This is a genomic window from Streptomyces sp. NPDC046303 (assembly GCF_055588085.1).
In genome coordinates this window covers 51,002-69,141 of the sequence record NZ_JBVJFA010000001.1, presented here as the reverse complement: position 1 = coordinate 69,141, position 18,140 = coordinate 51,002, and the positions used below count along the sequence as shown (strand labels likewise).

Here is an 18,140-nt window from a genome sequence, read left to right as displayed (position 1 = left end):
GTGACCGCTTCCCGGGGCAGCATGGAGTCATGCAGAAGACCTCAGCGCGACTGCTGTCGCTGCTCTCGCTCCTCCAGGCGCGCCGGGACTGGCCGGGGGCGCTGCTGGCCGAGCGGCTTGACGTCAGCCCGCGCACCGTGCGCCGTGACGTGGACCGGCTGCGCGAGCTCGGCTATCCCGTGGTGGCCTTCAAAGGACCCGACGGCGGATACCGGCTCGAGGCGGGCGCCGAGCTGCCGCCGCTGCTGTTCGACGACGAACAGGCCGTGGCGCTCGCCGTCGCCCTCCAGGTCGCGGCCGCCACCGGCGCCGGAATCGAGGAGGCCGCCGCGCGGGCGCTGACCACCGTCCGACAGGTCATGCCCGCCCGGCTGCGCCGCCGCATCGACGCCCTCCGGTTCACCGCCGTCGAGCGCGCCGTGAACGGGCCGGACCCGCAGGCCGACAGCGGCGTGCTCATGACGCTCAGCGCCGCCGTCCACGCCCGCGAGGAGCTGCGCTTCGACTACGCCCACGCCGGCGCCGCCGGCTCCCCGCCCGCAGAGGACGACGCCCCCAACCCCTCCGCGCCGCGCCGGGCGCAGCCCCACCACCTCGTCACGTGGGGCGGGCGCTGGTACCTCGTCGCCTGGGACCTCGACCGCGGGGACTGGCGTACCTTCCGCGCCGACCGGATCACGCCCCGCACGCCCACCGGGCCCCGTTTCACGCCGCGCGAACTGCCCGGAGGGGACGTCGCCGCCTTCGTGACCAGCCGGTTCCAGGGCTACGGCGGCGGCCGGCCCTGCCGCGGCGAGGTGATCCTCGACCTGTCCGCCGCCGCCGTGTCCCGCTACGTGCACGACGGGGTGGTCGAGGAGCTCGGCCCCGGCCGCTGCCGGCTCGTCCTGGGCTCCTGGTCGTGGCCTGGTCTGGCCGCGACCATCGGCCGGTTCGACGCCGACATCGAGGTCATCGGCCCGCCCGAGCTCAAGCACGCCTTCGCGCAGCTGGCCCGCCGCTTCGCCGCCGCGGCGGACGCGGCCTCCGCGAACAGGGCCCCGGCGCCGAGCTGATGCCGCATCACCGACCTGCGCCACGGGGGCCGTCGGGACCGCCGGGAAAACGATCCGGCCCGGCGGTGCGCGCCCGCATACCCTCCCCGCATGAGGAACTCGACGGTACCGGCGGTCAACCGCCTCACGAAGCGCTGGGCCGCGCAGGTCCCGGCCACCGGCCCGGGCACGGTGTTCACCGCGGCCGGGGTCTGGCCGCTGCTCGCCCTGCTGGCGGACGGAGCGGGCGGTACGGCCCGCGCGGAACTGGCGCAGGCAGTGGGCCTACCCGCCGCGGACGCCGCCCGGGCCGCCCGGGAGCTGCTGGACGCCCTGGCCGGCATACGCGGCCTGGAGTCGGCGACCGGCCTGTGGGCCAGGGCCGGCCTCCCGCTGGAGGAGGCCTGGTCGTCGAAGCTCCCGGCCGGCGCCCGGGGAACGCTGACGGATGACGTCCAGGCCGACACCAAGGTCCTGGACACATGGGCGTCGGACCGTACCGGCGGCCTGATCGAGCGCATGCCGGTGGCCCTCGACGAGGGCACCCGGCTCGTTCTGGCTTCCGCGCTCGCGCTGCGACTCAAGTGGATCCGCCCATTCCGCGAGATACCCGGTTCTGTCGACGAAGGGCCGTGGGCCGATCGGCCCCTGCGCATGCTGGTCCGCGGCACCTCCCTCCTGGACCGGGTGCGGGTGGCGCACGGCCCGGCCGGTCCGGTCACCCTGCTGGAGGTGGTCGGGGACACCGGGGTGGACGTCCACCTCGTGCTGGGCGAGCCCGGCGCACCGGCCGGCGGGACGCTCGGCGCCGGGATCGACGCCGTCACCAGGGCCCTTCCGTCCACAGGTGCGCACCTGCTGCCCGAGGGGAAGCCCGGCCCGGGACTGTCCATCGGTACCGTGACGTCCGCCTCCCGCCGCCCCTGGCTGACCGTCAGGACCGTCGCGTTCGACGTACGTGCGGAGCACGACCTCCTGGAGCAGGCGCGGCTGTTCGGGCTGGACACCGCATCCGACCGGGACCACGGGCACTTCCCCGGCATCAGCGCCGAACCGCTGGCCGTCGGCTCGGCCCGCCAGACGGCACTGGCCCGCTTCGGCGCCGAAGGCTTCGAAGCCGCGGCCGTCACCGCCGTCGCGATGGCGCCCGGCAGCGCCCCTCCTCGTCTGAAGTACCGGGTCCGCCGGGCGGAGGTCCGGTTCGACCGGCCCTTCGGCTTCCTGGCCGTTCACCGGAGCTCCCGGCTGGTTCTGGCCGCCGGATGGATCAACGAGCCCGGTAGGGTCGCCCGATGACGAAAACGATCACTGCGGCCGCGGCGGGCGCCTGGCGACTGGGCGACCTGACCGTCAACCGGCTCGGCTTCGGCGCGATGCGGCTCACCCACCTCGCCGACGGCTCCCCCAGCGACCGCGAGCGGGTGACCGGCGTACTGCGCCGGGCCGTCGAGCTCGGCGTGAACCACATCGACACCGCGGCCTTCTACTTCTCCCCGCTGCGCTCCGCGAACGAGCTGATCAACCGGGCGCTGGCCCCGTACGCCGACGACCTCGTCATCACCACCAAGGTCGGGCCGGGCCGCGACGCCGCCGGTCAGTGGTGGTGGGCCGAGCCCGGGCAGTTGCGGGGGCATGTGGAGGAGAACCTCCGCCAGCTGGGCCGCGACCACCTCGACGTGGTCAACCTGCGCATCCCGCGCCGGGAGACGACCGGGTCGGTCGCCGAGCACTTCGGCACGCTCGCCGAGCTCCGCACGGCCGGTCTGATCCGGCACCTGGGCATCTCCAACGCCCGCCCCGACCACCTGGTCGAGGCGCAGGCCATCGCGCCGGTGGTGTGCGTGCAGAACCCGTACGGGATCGGTTCCCCGGCCGAGGACCACGCCTTCGTGGACGCGTGCGGCGAACAGGGCATCGCGTTCGTGCCGTTCTTCGCGATCGCCGGCGCCGGCAAGGAGGCGGGGGCGGGGGCGGGGGCGGGCGCCGAGGACGGCCCCGAGGTACGCGCCCTGGCCCAGGCCCACGGCGTGTCGGCGGCCCAGCTGCGCCTGGCGTGGACGCTGAGCCGCGGTCCGCACGTCCTGGCGATCCCGGGCACCGGGAACCCGGACCACCTCGTCGAGAACGTCGCCGCGGGCGCGCTGCGCCTCACCGCCGAGGAGGTCGCGCTGCTCACCGTCCCGTGACCCGTCGGTGCCGCGCCGCCAGTGCCGCCGTCTCCGCGAAGGCGGGGACGCGTCCGGTGCCGCCCCGGCCGGACACGGAGAGGGAGGCGGCGGCCGCGCCGTAGGCCACGGCGTCTTCGAGCCCGTCGCCGAGGGCGAGCCGGGCGGTGGCGGTGCCGGTGAAGCAGTCGCCCGCGCCGGTCGCGTCGACCGGAGCCGGGTTCCGGGGCACCGGCCGGTAGCGGGCGCCCCCGCCGTCGTCCAGCAGCAGGCGGCCGGCGCCCGCGGTGACCACGACCGTACGGGCGCCCAGCGCGCGGCAGCGGGCGGCGGCGGTGCCCGGGTCGTCGGTGTCCGTGAGGGCGAGGGCGTCGGCCGGGCAGGAGGTCTTGAGCAGGCCGGTCAGCGGGGCGATCCGGGCGAGCAGGTCCCGGGCCCGGTCGGGTCCGGTCAGCCCGGCCCGGAAGTTGGGGTCGTACGAGAGGTGTCCGCCGGCGGCGTGCACCAGGTGCGCGGCGGCCAGCACGGCGTCGTGGCTGCCGGGTGACAGGGCGCCCGTGATGCCGCTGGTGATGAGCGCGGTGGAGGCGGTGAGCAGCGGGCGCCAGGATGTGATGTGAGCGGGCGCGAGGGTGGAACCGGCGCTCCGGGCGCGCCAGTAGACGAACTCCCGGTCGCCGTCGGTGTCGGCGGACAGCAGGTAGGCGCCGTTGGGCCGCGGGGCGCGGCGTACGTGGGAGACGTCCACGCCGAGCGCGGCGGCCCGCCGCAGCAGCGGGGTGCTGAGCGCGTCGTCGCCGACGACGGCGAGCAGGGCGGTCCGGGCACCGGCGGCCGCGGCGGCCGCCGCCGCGTTGAGTGCGTCTCCGGAGTAGGAGATGCGGGCCGGTGTCCCTTCGGCGACCTCGCTCAGGGGGGTTTCGGCGTGGATCTCGACGAGCACCTCGCCGAGCACGAGGACGTCGTAGACGGGGCCCGTCACGGCCTGGGCTCCCGGTCGGCGCAGTCGCCTCGGCCGCAGCACGGACCGGCCAGCCCGGCGAATACGGCGGCCAGCCGGGCGGGATCGGCGGGCAGCCCGCTGCCGATGCCGACGGCGCCCGCCCCGGCGGCCAGCCAGTCGGGGACCTCGCCGGGCAGGATGCCCCCGGTCGGGATGATCAGCCCCTCGGGAAGGACGGCCTTGAGGGAGCGGATGAACCCCGGGCCGCCGACGTGGGCGGGAAACACCTTGGCGGCGCCCGCGGCCCGGACGGCGGAGGCGATCTCGCCGGGAGTGAACCCGCCCTCGATGAACACGGCTTCGCGGCGCGCGGCGACCTCGCGGACCGCCGGGGCGGGGTGCGGGGAGATCAGGAAGCCGGCGCCGGCGTCCAGGGCGGTCTCGGCCTGCTCGGCGGTGGTCACGGTGCCGACTCCGACGAGTGCGGGGCGGCCGTGCGCGTCGGCGAGCGGGGCGGTGCGGGTGACGGCGCCCGCCCAGCCGGGGGTGGAGGTGGTCAGCTCGACCGCGCGGCACCCGGCGGCGAGCAGGGCGGCGGTGAGCCGGACGGCCTCGTCGGCGTCGGCGCTGCGCAGCACCGGCAGCAGGCGCTGGGCGGCTATCACCGCGTACGGGTGGCAGGACAAAGGGACCCTCCCGTTCGTTCCACGTAGCGGAACGGCGTATTGTGTAGCGGACCACGTGGTCTAGACCCTACACAGCGCGGGAGTCGTCATGTCAACGGTTGGGTGCTCGGAGCCCGGGGACGGCGGCGCGCCGCGCGGAGGGCGGACGTCCGCGGCGGGATCGGCGCTGGAGAAGTCCCTGCGCATCCTGGAGGCGGTGGCGGCGCCCGGCGGGCCGCACCGGCTCGCCGCGGTGACGGCGGCGGCCGCCGTGCCCAAGTCCAGCACCTTCCGGATCCTCGCCTCGCTGGCCGAGCAGGGCTTCGTACGCCAGGACGGCGACGGCCGGTACGGGGTGGGGCCGCGGCTGCGCGGTCTGTCCGCGCTGGTCGGCGGCGGGGAGCCGGCGAGCATCGGGCGGATCCTGGACGAGCTGCGGCAGGCCGTCGGCGGCCAGACGGTCCATCTCGCCCTGCACAGCGGGCAGACGATCACCTACATCCGGAAGCTGGAGGCCGAGCAGCCCTTCCGGACGGCCTCCCGGGTCGGCATGCGCATGCCGCTGCACACCACCGCGATCGGCAAGAGCGTCCTGGCCCACCTGCCCGAGGAGGAGGTGCGGGAGCTGATCGCCGCCACCGGGCTGCCGGCCCGGACTCCGCGGACGATCACGAGCGCGCAGGCGCTGAACGCGCAGCTCGCGCAGGTGCGCGCGCGGGGCTTCGCCCTGGACGACGAGGAGAACGAGGCGACCATCCGCTGCATCGGCGCCGCGGTCCTCGGCGCGGGCGGGCGGCCGGTCGGCGGGGTCAGCATCACCACCGTCACCTTCCTGGTCTCCCGCGAGGAGCTCGAGGCGTACGCGCCCGCCCTGCGCGCGGCCGCGGAGGCGCTGGCCCCCCTGCTGTGAGCGGTGCGGCGCCGGCTCGGGACCCCCACCGGAACCCGAGCCTGCGTGTGGTCGGCGCCCGGCGGCCTCGACGGCCGACGCCGCCGACCTGGCCTTCGTCGCGCGCCGGACGCGGCGGGAGGACAGGATGGAGCGGGTGGTGGTGGGCACCGTACGGGGGGATGCGATGCCGGCCGCGCCGCGGCGGCTCGCCCAGACCGACGCCTCGGCGCGCGCTACCCCCTTCCGCCGCAGCGGATGCCGGGAAATCATCTTCCGGATAAGTGTTATCGAGACCCCTCTCGACGGTCTCCCAGACATTGGGCATCATCGACCGCCGGTATGGACAGGGAACATCACATGAGCACTCAGCACACGGCAGCGCTGGTGGCAGCGGCCCGCACGGGCGACTCCCGCGCGCAGGACGAACTCGTCGGCACCCACCTGCCGCTCGTCTACAACATCGTCGGCCGGGCCCTCAACGGGTCCTGCGACGTGGACGACGTGGTGCAGGACACGATGCTGCGGGCCCTGGACGGGCTGGGCGGTCTGCGTGCGGACGAGAGCTTCCGGTCCTGGCTGGTGGCGATCGCGATGAACCGGGTGCGGGCGTACTGGCAGGCCCGGCAGAGCGGCTACGGGGAGAGCACCCTGGAGGAGGCCGGCGAGGTCGCCGACCCGGGGGCCGACTTCGTCGACCTCACGGTCGTCCGCCTCAACCTGGCGGGCCAGCGCCGCGAGACGGCCCGCGCCACCCGCTGGCTGGAGCCCGACGACCGGGCGCTGCTGTCGCTGTGGTGGCTGGAGTGCGCCGGGGAGCTCACCCGGGCGGAGGTGGCCGCCGCGCTGGAGCTGTCCCCGCAGCACGCGGCGGTACGGGTGCAGCGGATGAAGGCGCAGCTGGAGGCGGCCCGGGTCGTGGTGCGCGCCCTGGACGCCCAGCCGGTGTGCGAGGAGCTGCGGGTGCTGGTGGCGGGCTGGGACGGCCGGCCCTCGGCGCTGTGGCGCAAGCGAATAGCCCGTCATGCGCGGGACTGCGTACGCTGCTCCGGCCTGTGGAGCGGGCTGGTTCCGGCGGAGGGACTCCTGGCCGGGCTGGCCCTGGTGCCCGTCTCGGCGGCCCTGCTGGCCGGGGTACGTGCGGCCGGTGCGGCCGACTTCGACCTCGCGGGCTCCGCCTACGCCGCCGGCGAGGGCTTCGCCGATCCGGCGGCCCAGCCGCACCTCGCCCCGGACGTGGCGACGGCGGGCGGCGGGCGCGGCGCGCTGCGCCGGCGCAGGCAGAACCGCCGCCGGGTGATCGGCGGAGCGGTCCTCGCCGCCTGTGTCGCGGGCGGCGGCCTGGTGTACCTCGGCACGCTCCCCGGTTCCGGGGACACGAAGACGGGCGACGCCGCGGCTCCGGCCCCGCTGGCCGCGCTGTCGGCCTCCGAGTCCGCGCTCCCCTCGGAGCCGGCCTCGCCGTCCGCCTCAGCCTCGCCTTCCGCGTCGCCGTCCGCGTCCCCGTCACCGTCGGCCTCCGCCTCGCCGACCCCGGCCGCGAGCCCGACCCCGGCGCCGAGCCGCAGCAGCTCCCCGAGCCCGAAGCCCCCGGCGCCGGCCCCCGCCCCGCCGGGCATGGCGGGCCAGGTCCTGGCCCTGGTCAACTCCGAGCGCGCGACGGCGGGCTGTGCTCCGCTGAAGGAGGACGCGCAGCTGCGCGCGGCTGCCCAGGGCCACTCCGAAGACATGGCGAAGCGGGACTTCTTCTCGCACACCAGTCCGGACGGCACGGACCCGGGCCAGCGGACCACGGCCGCCGGATACCGCTGGTCGACGTACGGGGAGAACATCGCGAAGGGCCAGCAGACGGCCCAGTCGGTCATGGACGCCTGGATGAAGAGCCCGGGCCACCGCGCGAACATCCTCAACTGCGACTTCAAGGACCTCGGCGTGGGCATCCACCAGGGCTCGGGCGGTCCCTGGTGGACGCAGAACTTCGGCGCGAAGTAGCCGGTACCGGCGTGCGGTTCAGGGCTGGATGCCGCGCAGCTTCTGCGGGTTGACCACGAAGCGCAGTGCGGTGATCCGGCCTTCGGCCGCCTCGAAGGTGACCGCGCCGAGGTTCACGCCGCCGACCGACAGCAGCAGTCCGGCCTCGCCGTTGATCTCGGCGATGCGCATCTCCACGCCCTGGGCCTCGGGCTTGGCGAGGACGCCCAGGAGCCAGCGGGCGACGTGGTCGGGCCCGTGCAGGGGGCGGCGGGCGGCCGAGACGACGCCGCCGCCGTCCGACCAGGAGACGACGTCGGGGGCGAGGAGCTCGAGCACCTCGCCCAGGTCCCCGCCGGCGCAGGCCGCGAGGAACTTCTCGGCGACCTCGCGCCGTTCGGAGGCGCCCGCGGCGAACCGCGGGCGGCGGGCCCGTACGTGCTCGCGGGCCCGGTGCGCGGACTGGCGTACGGCGGCCTCCGACTTCCCGACGACCTCGGCGATCTCCGCGTAGGAGTACCCGAACACCTCGCGGAGCAGGAACACCGCGCGCTCGACGGGGGTGAGGGTTTCCAGCACGACCAGGACCGCCATCGAGACGGTCTCGGCCAGTTCGGCGTCCTCGGCGACGTCGGGCGAGGTCAGGAGCGGCTCGGGGAGCCACGGGCCGACGTACGCCTCGCGGACGGCCTGGGCCGACGTCAGCCGGTTCAGGCTCAGGTTGGTCACCGTCCGTACCAGATAGGCCTTGGGGTGCTGCACGGACGTCCGGTCCGCCCGGTTCCAGGCGAGCCAGGCGTCCTGCACGATGTCCTCGGCGTCGGCGACGCTGCCGAGCATGCGGTAGGCAGTGCCGAAGAGCAGTCGCCGGTTCTCCTCGAACGTGTCGGTCATGGGTCCCACCGTCGCATTGGAACGCCAGTTGATCAAGAACCGGTTCGGCCTGCGGGACTCCGCACCCGGCACGGGCGCCGAAGCCGGTCGGGTGCCGAAGCCGGTCGGGTGTCGTCGGCGAAGTTCCACGGGTTCCGCGGTGCGCGCCGCTGATGCATCAAAGTGGAGGCAGGATAGGAGCTGGAGCGGTATCTGCTGATCACGAGGGTGGAGCGAGACACATGGCGAGGAAGGACCTTCGTCCGCACCAGCGCGAGGCCGTCGATGCCGTGGTCCGGGCGCTGGAGGTGTCCCCCGGGGGCCGGGTGCCCGAGCGCGGGCTGCGGGCCCAGGTGGTCATGGCCACCGGTTCGGGGAAGTCCCTGGTCGCCGTCCGCTCTGCGGAGGAACTGCGGGCCGGCCGGGTGCTGGTGCTGGTGCCGTCCCTGGACCTGCTGGTGCAGACCGTCACCGCCTGGCGGGAGGGCGGCCGCGCCGGACGGTCGCTGGCCGTGTGCTCCCTGCGCGCCGAGGACGCCGGCGTACCGACCACCACCGATCCGGCCGAACTGGCCCGCTGGGGCGGCCCGTCCGCGGACCGCGCGACGGTGTTCGCCACGTACGCCTCGCTGGGCATGGGCACCATCGAGCGCGCCCACCTCGCCGGACTCCCGGGCTGGGACCTGATCGTGGTCGACGAGGCGCACCGGACCTCCGGGCGGATCGGCAAACCCTGGGCGGTGGTGCACGACAACGCGCGGATCCCCGCCGCGCGCCGGCTCTATCTGACGGCGACGCCCCGCGTCTGGGAGGACGGCGGGGAAGAGGGGTCCGAGGCCGGGGAGGGCACCGGGGGGCGCGGCGAGCTGGTGGCCTCCATGGAGGACGATCCGCGAGGGCCGTTCGGCGCGCGCTGCTACACGCTCTCCTTGTCGGAGGCCATTGACCGCGGGATCTGCGCCCCCTACCGGGTGGTGTGCGTGGACGTCACCGATCCGCAGTTCCGGGCGGCCGTGCTGCTGGGCCGCGACGGGCGCTCGGACGCGGTGCGCGGGGCCCGGCTGGCGGCCCTGCAGACCGCGCTGGTGAAGGCGGCCGCCCAGGAGGGCTTCCGGCGGACGCTCGTCTTCCACCACCTCACCAAGGAGGCCGAGGCCTTCGCCGCCGGGCTCCCGGCCGTGGCGGAGCGGCTGCGGCTCAGCGCCGGGAAGGCCGGCGGCGGCACCGGCGGCGCCGGTGGCGGCCCCCGGCCGGCCTATCCCCGTACGGTGTGGGCGGACTGGCTGTCGGGCCGGCACTCCGCCGCCCACCGGCGGCGCGTGCTGGACACGTTCTCGGCGGGCGGGACCGCGCAGGGCCGGGTCGCTGAGAAGGCCTTCCTCGGCAGTGTCCGCGTACTCGGCGAGGGCGTGGACACCAAGGAGTGCGACTCGGTCTACTGGGCCGACGTACGGGGATCCATGCCCGACCTGGTCCAGGCGGTCGGGCGGGCGCTGCGGATCCGGCCCGGGGAGGGCAAGGTCGCCTCCCTGGTGGTCCCGGTGCTGCTGGAACCGGGCGAGTCGCCCGAGGCGATGCTCACCTCGCGGGCGTACGGGGACCTCGCACGGCTGCTGGAGGCGCTGCGGGCGCACGACGCGCGGCTGGTGGAGGCGCTGGCCCAGCCGCAGGCGCCGAGCCGGACCGCGGCCCCGGCGGCCGGCTCCGGCGCGCAGCGGCTGCTGCACTTCTCCACGCCCCGGGATCCGGCGCTGCTGGCCGCTTTCGTACGGCTGCGCGTCCTGCATCCGGAGCACGCGCACTGGCGGCGCGGGGTCGAGGCCGCCCGGATCTACGCCGGCACGGCCGGGGACCTCAAGGTGCCGTTCGGCTTCAAGGTGCCGGCGGACGACGGGGCGTGGCCGCCGGGGCTGGCCGGGTTCCCGCTCGGCCAGTGGATCGCCGACGCGCGGCGCACGTACCGCCGGGGCGCGCTCGGCCGGGAGCGGGTGGCCGTGCTCGACGAACTCGGCATGGTCTGGAGCCACTTCGACGTGGCCTTCGAGGAGGGGCTCGCGGCGGCCCGCGGCTGGGCGGCGGAGCACGGCCACCTGCTGCCGCCGGCGGACGCCACGTGGCGGGGAGCTCCGGTCGGGATCTGGGTGAAGAACCAGCGGGCGGCGGCCCGCCGCGAGGGGCCCGGGGCCCTGTCGGAGGAGCGCCGGGAGGCCTTGGAGGCGGTCGACGCCTCCTGGTGCCCCGCCTGGGAGATCTCCTGGCAGCGCGCGTTCCACCTGACCCGGGTCCACCTGGACGCGGGCGGCCGCCTTCCGCTCGCGCCCGGCGAGGTGGTGGTCCAGGGCGAGGACCTGGGCGGCTGGGTGCGCACGCAGCGGCTGAACTGGGAGCGCCTGTCGTGGGCGCAGCGCTGGCTGCTGGAGCACGCGCTGGGAGTGACGCGGGCGCCGGAGGCCGAGCGGCCGCGGCCGCGCCGCAGCCACGCCGAGGCGTGGGCGGACCACCTGGAGGCGGCCGAGCAGTTCCATCGGCGCGAGAAGCACCTGCGGGTGCCCCGTACGCACGTGGAGCTGTACGGGGACCAGGAGTTCCGGCTGGGTGCGTGGATCGCCAACCAGCGCTCCCGCGCGGCCTCGCTCACCCCGGACCGGGTGGCGGCCCTGACCGCTCTCGGCATGCGCTGGTCGGCGAAGCCGGCTCAGTGATGGAAGCCTGACCGCTGCTCGGCGGCCGCATGGGACGGGGGCGCGGCCTTCAGGTGCTCCACGGCGCGGCGCAGGTCGGCGACGAGCAGGGCCATCTGGTCGCGGGTCACTCCGTGCCGGACGAGGACCCGCTGGACGACGGTGTCGTCCCGGCCGGCCGGCAGCGGGTACGAGGGGACCTGCCAGCCGCGCATCCGCAGCCGGTCGGAGAGGTCGTAGAGGCTGAAGCCCGCTCCGGCCGGGTCGGTGAGCCTGTAGGAGACGGCGGGGAGGGCGCCGCGGCCGTCGTAGAGGAGGGTGAAGGGGCCGATCCCGGCGATCTCGGAAGCCAGGTACCGGGCGGTGTCCGCGCAGGCCTGCTGCACCCGGCGGTAGCCGCCCCGGCCCAGGCGCAGGAACAGGTAGTACTGGGCGATGACCTCGCCGCCGGGGCGGGAGAAGTTGAGGGCGAAGGTCGGCATGTCGCCGCCCAGGTAGTCCACGTCGAAGACGAGCTCCGCGGGGAGCAGTTCGGCGGTGCGCCAGACGATCCAGCCGACGCCGAGCGGCGCGAGGCCGTACTTGTGGCCCGAGGCGTTGACGGAGGCGACGCGCGGCAGCCGGAAGTCCCAGACCACGTCGGGGTGGAGGAAGGGGGCGACGAAACCGCCGCTGGCCGCGTCCACGTGGACGGGGACGTCCCAGCCGTGCTCGGCCTGGATGCGGTCGAGTTCGGCGGCGATCTCCGCGACGGGCTCGTAGTCGCAGGTGTAGGTGACGCCGAGGATGGCGACGACGCCGATGGTGTTCTCGTCGACGTACGCGGCGAGCTGGTGGGGCCGCAGGCCGGTGGCGCCGGGTTCCAGGGGGACCTGGCGCAGCTCGACGTCGAAGTAGCGGGCGAACTTCTCCCAGCAGATCTGGACCGGGCCGCAGACCAGGTTGGGGCGGTCCGCGGGGAGGCCGTCCGCTCGGCGGCGGGCGCGCCAGCGCCATTTGAGGGCGAGTCCGCCGAGCATGGCGGCCTCGCTGGAGCCGGTGGTGGAGCAGCCGGTCGCGGCGGCGCCGGCGGGGGCGTTCCACAGGTCGGCCAGGATGTTGACGCAGCGGGCTTCGATCTCGGCGGTCTGCGGGTACTCGTCCTTGTCGATCATGTTCTTGTCGAGGCAGTCGTTCATCAGGCGGTGGACGCCGTCGTCGGACCAGGTGGTGCAGAAGGTGGCCAGGTTCTGCGCGGCGTTCCCGTCCAACAGCAGTTCGTTGCGGATGAGTTCGTAGACGACCTCGGTGGGCGCGTGGTCTTCGGGCATCCGGTACTTGGGGAGGACCTGGCCGCTCAGCGCGGACGCGAACACGTCCGTGTCGGCGTCGGGTGCGGGCGCGTCCTTCGTCTCATGAAGAGCCATATCGGCACTATAGGTGAGTAACAGACATATCCCCCCGAGCTCGCGCCGCACCTTCCGGCCGACTCCGCGATGTGATCCCCTCCATAGCCGCGCCGCCGAACCGAAGAAATTACCGCCGAGTAGCATCAAGGCCGCAGATCTTCCCGTCGGCGTCGCGGAACTCCGCCCGGACCGCAAGAACCTGCAATTCGTTCTAAACCAAACTTATCCGCCGATGTCCGGATAGTGGTCAACTGCCGTCGCTGCCCTGGTACTTCTTCGGACATGAACAAGATCACCCGCCGGCAGGCCCTGGGCACCACTGCCGGCGCACTCAGCGTCCTCGGTCTGGCGGGCGCCACGGCGCACGCCGCCGCAACCGACTCCCGGGCCGCCGCCGCTTCCGCCGGCACGGTCGACGAGGTGTACAAGGGCCGGCGCATCCGGATAACCCCCGGCACGGGAGGCGGCCACCACGGCGGCCACCACTCCCCCGGTCTGCCCACCGTCCGGATAGACGGCCGCGAACTGCACGTGATGCGCAACGCCGACGGCACCTGGATCAGCGTGGTCAACCACTACGAGACGTATCCCGATCCGGCCTCGCTGGCCCGCGCCGCCGTGCGCGAACTCCAGGGCGCCGAACTCGCCCCGTTCACCCCGATGGGAGGCACGGCATGACCGTCCGCAAGAACCAGGCCGCGCTCACTCCCGAGGAGAAGCGCGCCTTCACCAACGCGCTGCTGGAGCTGAAGCGCACCGGCCGCTACGACCGCTTCGTCACCACCCACAACGGCTTCATCATGAGCGACACCGACTCGGGCGACCGGGTGGGGCACCGCTCCCCGTCCTTCCTGCCCTGGCACCGCCGGTTTCTTCTCGAGTTCGAGGCTGCTCTGCAGGAAGTGGACGCGAAGGTCACGCTCCCGTACTGGGACTGGACCGCCGACCGCACCGCCCGCTCCTCCCTCTGGGCCGCCGACTTCCTCGGCGGCACCGGCCGGGCCCGCGACGGCCAGGTACTCGACGGACCGTTCGCCTACGCGACGGGCAAGTGGAACATAGCCGTACGGGTGGACGGGCGCGCCTACCTGCGCCGGGCACTGGGGCAGGGCGTCGCCGAGCTGCCGACCAAGGCGGAGGTGGACGCCGTACTCGCCATGCCGGTGTACGACGCGGCCCCCTGGAACAGCTCCTCCGGCGGTTTCCGCAACCACCTGGAGGGCTGGCGGGGCGCCAACCTGCACAACCGGGTGCACGTGTGGGTCGGCGGCCAGATGGCCACCGGCGTCTCCCCCAACGACCCGGTGTTCTGGATGCACCACGCCTTCGTGGACAAGCTGTGGGCGGAGTGGCAGGCCCGCCACCCGCAGTCCACGTACCTGCCGGCGGCCGGCACCCCGAACGTCGTGGACCTGGGCGACACCATGCGGCCGTGGAACGACGTGACCCCGGCGGACCTGCTGGACCACCGGAAGTTCTACACCTTCGACACCGAGCCGGTCGCCGCCGCCAGCCAGCGGTAGTGCAGTTCGGGGCGGCCGACCTGGCCGTACCGGGGGGTGCGGTCCGCACGGCCGGTGTCCACCAGGTGCTCCAGGTAGCGGCGCGCGGTGATCCGCGAGATCCCGGCCGCCTCGGCCGTCCCCGCTGCGGTCAGCCCCTCGGCGGCCGACCGCAGCAGCGCGGCGACCCGGTCCAGGGTCGGCGCGCTCAGCCCCTTCGGCAGCTCCGCCGGGCGCGGGGCGCGCAGGGCGGCCATCGCCCGGTCCACGTCGTCCTGGCCGGCCGCCTCGCCCGCCGTCGCGCGGAACTCGGCGTACCGCAGGAGGCGCTCGCGCAGGGTCGGGAAGGCGAAGGGCTTCAGCACGTACTGGACCACGCCGAGCGAGACGCTCTCGCGGACCACGGCCAGGTCCCGCGCCGAGGTCACCACGATCACGTCGACGGGGTGCCCGGCGGCCCGCAGCCCGCGCGCGAAGCGCAGGCCGTGCCCGTCGGGCAGGGTGAGGTCGAGCAGCAGCAGGTCGACGCGGGTCCGCTCCAGGACGCGGGTGGCCTCGGCGAGCGAGTGCACGGTTCCGACAGCGGTGAAGCCGGGGACCCGGCCCACGTAGAGCGCGTGCGCGTCGGCGGCGACCGGGTCGTCCTCGACGATCAGGACCCGCACCGCGGGCGCGCTCACGGCGTTCCGCCCGTGGCGGGCCGGCCCGGCACCCCGGCCGCCGCGCCCGGTCCTGCCCCCGGCCCGGGGACGGGCACCGGCAGCGGCGCCGGCGCCGGTGCCGGGAGCCGTACGGTGAACTCGGCGCCGCCGGACGGGCCCGAGACGGCCTCCGCCGTGCCGCCGTGGCGCTGCGCCACCTGCCGTACGAGGGCCAGGCCCAGCCCGCGGTCCTCGCCCTTGCCGGACCAGCCGCGCCGGAACACGTCCACCCCCTCCGGGAGGCCGGGGCCGGTGTCCGCGACCCGCAGCAGCAGCCCTTCCCCGTCACGGCGCACGGTGACCGCGATGCGGCCTCCCGGCACGCCGGTGAGCGCGTCCATGGCGTTGTCCACGAGGTTGCCGACGACGGTGACCAGGTCCCGGGCCGGCGGGGTCCCGGGCCCGCCGTCGATGGCCGTGCTGTCGGGGGTGACCAGCAGTTCGACGCCCCGCTCGTGCGCCTGGGCGGCCTTGCCGAGCAGCAGCGCGACCAGCACCGGCTCCCCGACGGCGGTGACCACCTCGTCGGTCAGGGCCTGCGCCAGCTCCAGTTCCGCGGTGGCGAACTCCACGGCCTCGTCCGCCCGGCCGAGCTCGATGAGCGAGACCACCGTGTGCAGCCGGTTCGCCGCCTCGTGCGCCTGGGACCGCAGGGCCTGGGTGAACCCGCGCTCGTGGTCCAACTCTCCGGCCAGCACCTGGAGTTCGGTGTGGTCCCGCAAGGTGACCACGGTACCGCGGCGCCCGCCGCCCGCGACCGGGGAGCTGTTGACGACGAGCACCCGGTCGGCGGCCAGGTGCACCTCGTCGACCCGGGGCCGGTCGGCGAGCAGCGCCCCGGTGAGCGGCGCGGGCAGTCCCAGGTCGGCGACGCCGGTTCCGGTCACCGCGCCCCGCAGGCCCAGCAGCTCGCGTCCCGCGTCGTTGATCAGGGTGATCCTGCGCTGGCCGTCGAGCATCAGCAGCCCCTCGCGCACCCCGTGCAGGGCCGCCTGGTGGTAGTCGTACATCCGGCTGAGCTCGGCCGCGTTCATTCCGTGCGTGTGGCGGCGCAGCCGGGCGTTGACGATGTACGTGCCCGCCCCGCCGAGGGCGAGGGCGGCGGCCGCGACCCAGACGAGGGCGGTGAGCTGCTCGGCCAGGCGCGCGCTGATCGCCCGGACGGTGATCCCGGCACTGACCATGCCGACCACGCGGCCGCCGTCGGTCAGCGGGGTGACCACCCGGATCGAGGGTCCGAGGGTGCCGGTGTAGGTCTCGCTGAAGGTCTGGCCGCGCAACGCGGGGCCGGTGTTGCCCATGAAGGGCTCGCCGATCCGGCGCGGGTCGGGGTGGGTCCAGCGCCGCCCGGCCGGGTCCATGATCGTCACGAAGTCCACGCCCGAGTCGACGCGCACCCGCTCCGCGTACGGCTGGAGCCGGGCCGTGGGGTCGCCGCCGCCCACGGTCTCCCGTACGGCGTCCAGGACCGACGGGGAGTCGGCGACCGCGCGGGCCACGGCCCCGGCCTGGCGGCGGGCGGCGTCCTCGGCCTGGCCGCGCGCGGTGGCGTACGCGAAGACGGCGCACCCGGCCACGACCACGGCGACCAGCAGCACCTGCATGGCGAAGAGCTGGCCGGCGAGGCTGCGCGGCGGCCGGGGCAAACGGAACATGTCGCTCAGTGTGCACCGGGTCGTGAACTCAATGAACGCAAGGGTGACCGGGGTCACAACCCCGCGGGATGGTCCTCCCGGAACGTTTTCACCACCAGGAGGCATCGTGGCCGCCACGCGCGACAGAACGCACTATCTCTACATCGCGGTGATCGCCGCGGTGCTCCTCGGCATCACCGTCGGCTTCGCCGCACCCGGCGTGGCCGTGGAACTCAAGCCGCTGGGCACCGGCTTCGTGAACCTCATCAAGATGATGATCTCGCCCGTGATCTTCTGCACGATCGTGCTGGGCATCGGCTCGGTCCGCAAGGCCGCCAAGGTGGGGGCGGTGGGCGGGCTCGCGCTCGGCTACTTCATGGTGATGTCCACCGTGGCCCTCGCCATCGGCCTGCTGGTCGGCAACCTGCTGGATCCCGGCAGCGGGCTCCACCTGACCGAGGCGGCCAAGGACGCCGGTGAGGCGCAGGCCAAGGCGGGCGGGGCCAAGAGCACGCCGGAGTTCCTGCTGGGGGTCATCCCGACCACCCTGGTGTCCGCCTTCACCGGCGGCGAGGTGCTCCAGACGCTGCTGGTGGCCCTGCTGTGCGGGTTCGCGCTCCAGGCCATGGGCACGGCGGGCGAGCCCGTGCTGCGCGGGATCGGACACGTACAGAAGCTGGTGTTCCGGATCCTGTCGATGATCATGTGGGTCGCCCCGGTGGGCGCCTTCGGGGCGATCGCGGCGGTGGTCGGGGCAACCGGCATCGACGCGCTGAAATCACTCGCCGTCATCATGATCGGCTTCTACGCGACCTGTCTGATCTTCGTCTTCGTGGTCCTGGGCACGCTGCTGCGGCTGTGCACCGGGGTCAGCGTCTTCTCCCTGCTGCGGTACCTGGGGCGTGAGTTCCTGCTGATCCTGTCCACCTCCTCCTCGGAGTCCGCGCTGCCGCGGCTCATCGCGAAGATGGAGCACCTCGGGGTGTCCCGGCCGGTCACCGGCATCACGGTGCCGACCGGGTACTCCTTCAACCTGGACGGGACCGCCATCTACCTGACGATGGCCTCCCTGTTCGTCGCGGAGGCCATGGGCCAGCCGCTCGCGCTGGGCGAGCAGATCTCCCTGCTGCTGTTCATGGTCATCGCCTCGAAGGGCGCGGCCGGGGTGACCGGCGCGGGCCTGGCCACGCTCGCCGGCGGACTCCAGTCGCACCGGCCGGAACTGGTGGACGGCGTCGGCCTCATCGTCGGCATCGACCGGTTCATGAGCGAGGCGCGGGCGCTGACCAACTTCGCGGGCAACGCGGTCGCGACCGTCCTCATCGGGACGTGGACCAAGGAGTTCGACCACGCACGGGCTTCCGAGGTGCTCGCCGGGCGGCTGCCGTTCGACGAGACCACGCTGGTCGACGACGCGCCGCGCGAGCCGGCGGGCGCCCTCCCGCCCCAGCCGCAAGGCGCCAAGGACGGCGTACCGGTGTAGCCGGTGGGCCCACTCGGGCCGGCCGGGCAGGGCTCGCCCCCACGGTGCCCAGCCCGGTCGGCCCCGACTTCTCCTGGTATAGGCGCTTTTCGGCCACAGGCCGAAGAACGCGCGTGCGGTAAAAGGTACTTCCGCACCAGGGCACGCGTCTGACATCTTGCGTTCGACCACTTGTTTCGTACGACCCGTAGGTGCCATCCGCACCCACGGG

General features: G+C 74.5%; 15 protein-coding genes. 9 read left to right on the top strand and 6 right to left on the bottom strand.

Annotation, left to right across the window (positions count from 1 at the left end):
* Positions 1-29: 29 nt before the first annotated feature.
* From ACZ6I1_RS00330 to ACZ6I1_RS00320, 3 genes are all read left to right on the top strand, one after another.
* A complete protein-coding gene (locus ACZ6I1_RS00330) occupies positions 30-1,055 on the top strand; it encodes a helix-turn-helix transcriptional regulator (RefSeq protein ID WP_469281488.1) in 1,026 nt (341 codons plus the stop codon).
* Between the two features lie 90 nt (positions 1,056-1,145).
* On the top strand, positions 1,146-2,330 hold the full coding sequence (locus ACZ6I1_RS00325) for a serpin family protein (RefSeq protein ID WP_469281486.1): 1,185 nt from the start codon (positions 1,146-1,148) through the stop codon (positions 2,328-2,330).
* The gene (locus ACZ6I1_RS00320) at positions 2,327-3,220 is read left to right on the top strand and encodes an aldo/keto reductase (RefSeq protein ID WP_469281484.1); all 894 of its coding nucleotides are present in this window, start codon (positions 2,327-2,329) and stop codon (positions 3,218-3,220) included. The genes ACZ6I1_RS00325 and ACZ6I1_RS00320 overlap by 4 nt, the downstream gene beginning before the upstream one ends.
* On the opposite strand, the gene ACZ6I1_RS00315 is transcribed toward ACZ6I1_RS00320, so the two are convergent.
* Both ACZ6I1_RS00315 and ACZ6I1_RS00310 read right to left on the bottom strand, forming a co-directional pair.
* Complete coding sequence (locus ACZ6I1_RS00315; protein WP_469281483.1) at positions 3,207-4,181, bottom strand: PfkB family carbohydrate kinase; 975 nt, start codon at positions 4,179-4,181, stop codon at positions 3,207-3,209. The genes ACZ6I1_RS00320 and ACZ6I1_RS00315 overlap by 14 nt on opposite strands.
* Positions 4,178-4,828 (bottom strand): bifunctional 4-hydroxy-2-oxoglutarate aldolase/2-dehydro-3-deoxy-phosphogluconate aldolase, encoded by a 651-nt coding sequence (locus ACZ6I1_RS00310; RefSeq protein ID WP_469281481.1) that lies wholly within the window; start codon positions 4,826-4,828, stop codon positions 4,178-4,180. Before ACZ6I1_RS00310 ends, ACZ6I1_RS00315 begins: the two co-directional genes overlap by 4 nt.
* 88 nt (positions 4,829-4,916) lie before the next feature.
* On the opposite strand from ACZ6I1_RS00310, the gene ACZ6I1_RS00305 reads away from it, so the two are divergent.
* Both ACZ6I1_RS00305 and ACZ6I1_RS00300 read left to right on the top strand, forming a co-directional pair.
* A complete protein-coding gene (locus ACZ6I1_RS00305) occupies positions 4,917-5,717 on the top strand; it encodes an IclR family transcriptional regulator (protein ID WP_469281479.1) in 801 nt (266 codons plus the stop codon).
* A 339-nt stretch (positions 5,718-6,056) separates the two neighbouring features.
* The gene (locus ACZ6I1_RS00300; protein WP_469281477.1) at positions 6,057-7,688 is read left to right on the top strand and encodes a sigma-70 family RNA polymerase sigma factor; all 1,632 of its coding nucleotides are present in this window, start codon (positions 6,057-6,059) and stop codon (positions 7,686-7,688) included.
* A gap of 18 nt (positions 7,689-7,706) precedes the next feature.
* Here ACZ6I1_RS00300 and ACZ6I1_RS00295 read toward each other — a convergent pair whose 3' ends face one another.
* The gene (locus tag ACZ6I1_RS00295; RefSeq protein WP_469281475.1) at positions 7,707-8,561 is read right to left on the bottom strand and encodes an RNA polymerase sigma-70 factor; all 855 of its coding nucleotides are present in this window, start codon (positions 8,559-8,561) and stop codon (positions 7,707-7,709) included.
* A 221-nt stretch (positions 8,562-8,782) separates the two neighbouring features.
* Between ACZ6I1_RS00295 and ACZ6I1_RS00290 the strand changes: the two genes are divergently transcribed.
* The gene (locus ACZ6I1_RS00290; RefSeq protein WP_469281473.1) at positions 8,783-11,242 is read left to right on the top strand and encodes a helicase associated domain-containing protein; all 2,460 of its coding nucleotides are present in this window, start codon (positions 8,783-8,785) and stop codon (positions 11,240-11,242) included.
* Here the strand turns inward: ACZ6I1_RS00290 and ACZ6I1_RS00285 are convergent.
* Positions 11,236-12,627 (bottom strand): glutamate decarboxylase, encoded by a 1,392-nt coding sequence (locus tag ACZ6I1_RS00285; RefSeq protein WP_469281471.1) that lies wholly within the window; start codon positions 12,625-12,627, stop codon positions 11,236-11,238. The genes ACZ6I1_RS00290 and ACZ6I1_RS00285 overlap by 7 nt on opposite strands.
* A gap of 264 nt (positions 12,628-12,891) precedes the next feature.
* Here ACZ6I1_RS00285 and melC1 point away from each other — a divergent pair, with 264 nt between their 5' ends.
* Positions 12,892-13,287 carry an apotyrosinase chaperone MelC1 gene (gene melC1, locus ACZ6I1_RS00280; protein WP_469281469.1) on the top strand — a complete coding sequence of 132 codons (396 nt, stop codon included), beginning with the start codon at positions 12,892-12,894 and terminating at the stop codon, positions 13,285-13,287.
* Positions 13,284-14,132 carry a tyrosinase MelC2 gene (gene melC2 / locus ACZ6I1_RS00275; RefSeq protein WP_469281467.1) on the top strand — a complete coding sequence of 283 codons (849 nt, stop codon included), beginning with the start codon at positions 13,284-13,286 and terminating at the stop codon, positions 14,130-14,132. The genes melC1 and melC2 overlap by 4 nt, the downstream gene beginning before the upstream one ends.
* On the opposite strand, the gene ACZ6I1_RS00270 is transcribed toward melC2, so the two are convergent.
* Together ACZ6I1_RS00270 and ACZ6I1_RS00265 are read right to left on the bottom strand one after the other, a co-directional pair.
* Positions 14,087-14,791 (bottom strand): response regulator, encoded by a 705-nt coding sequence (locus ACZ6I1_RS00270; protein WP_469281465.1) that lies wholly within the window; start codon positions 14,789-14,791, stop codon positions 14,087-14,089. The two genes, melC2 and ACZ6I1_RS00270, sit on opposite strands and share 46 nt — an antisense overlap.
* Positions 14,788-16,467 carry a sensor histidine kinase gene (locus ACZ6I1_RS00265; RefSeq protein WP_469281463.1) on the bottom strand — a complete coding sequence of 560 codons (1,680 nt, stop codon included), beginning with the start codon at positions 16,465-16,467 and terminating at the stop codon, positions 14,788-14,790. Before ACZ6I1_RS00265 ends, ACZ6I1_RS00270 begins: the two co-directional genes overlap by 4 nt.
* A 106-nt stretch (positions 16,468-16,573) precedes the next feature.
* On the opposite strand from ACZ6I1_RS00265, the gene ACZ6I1_RS00260 reads away from it, so the two are divergent.
* Positions 16,574-17,929: a cation:dicarboxylate symporter family transporter gene (locus tag ACZ6I1_RS00260; RefSeq protein WP_469281461.1), complete on the top strand. Its 1,356-nt coding sequence runs from the start codon at positions 16,574-16,576 to the stop codon at positions 17,927-17,929.
* Positions 17,930-18,140: the final 211 nt, after the last annotated feature.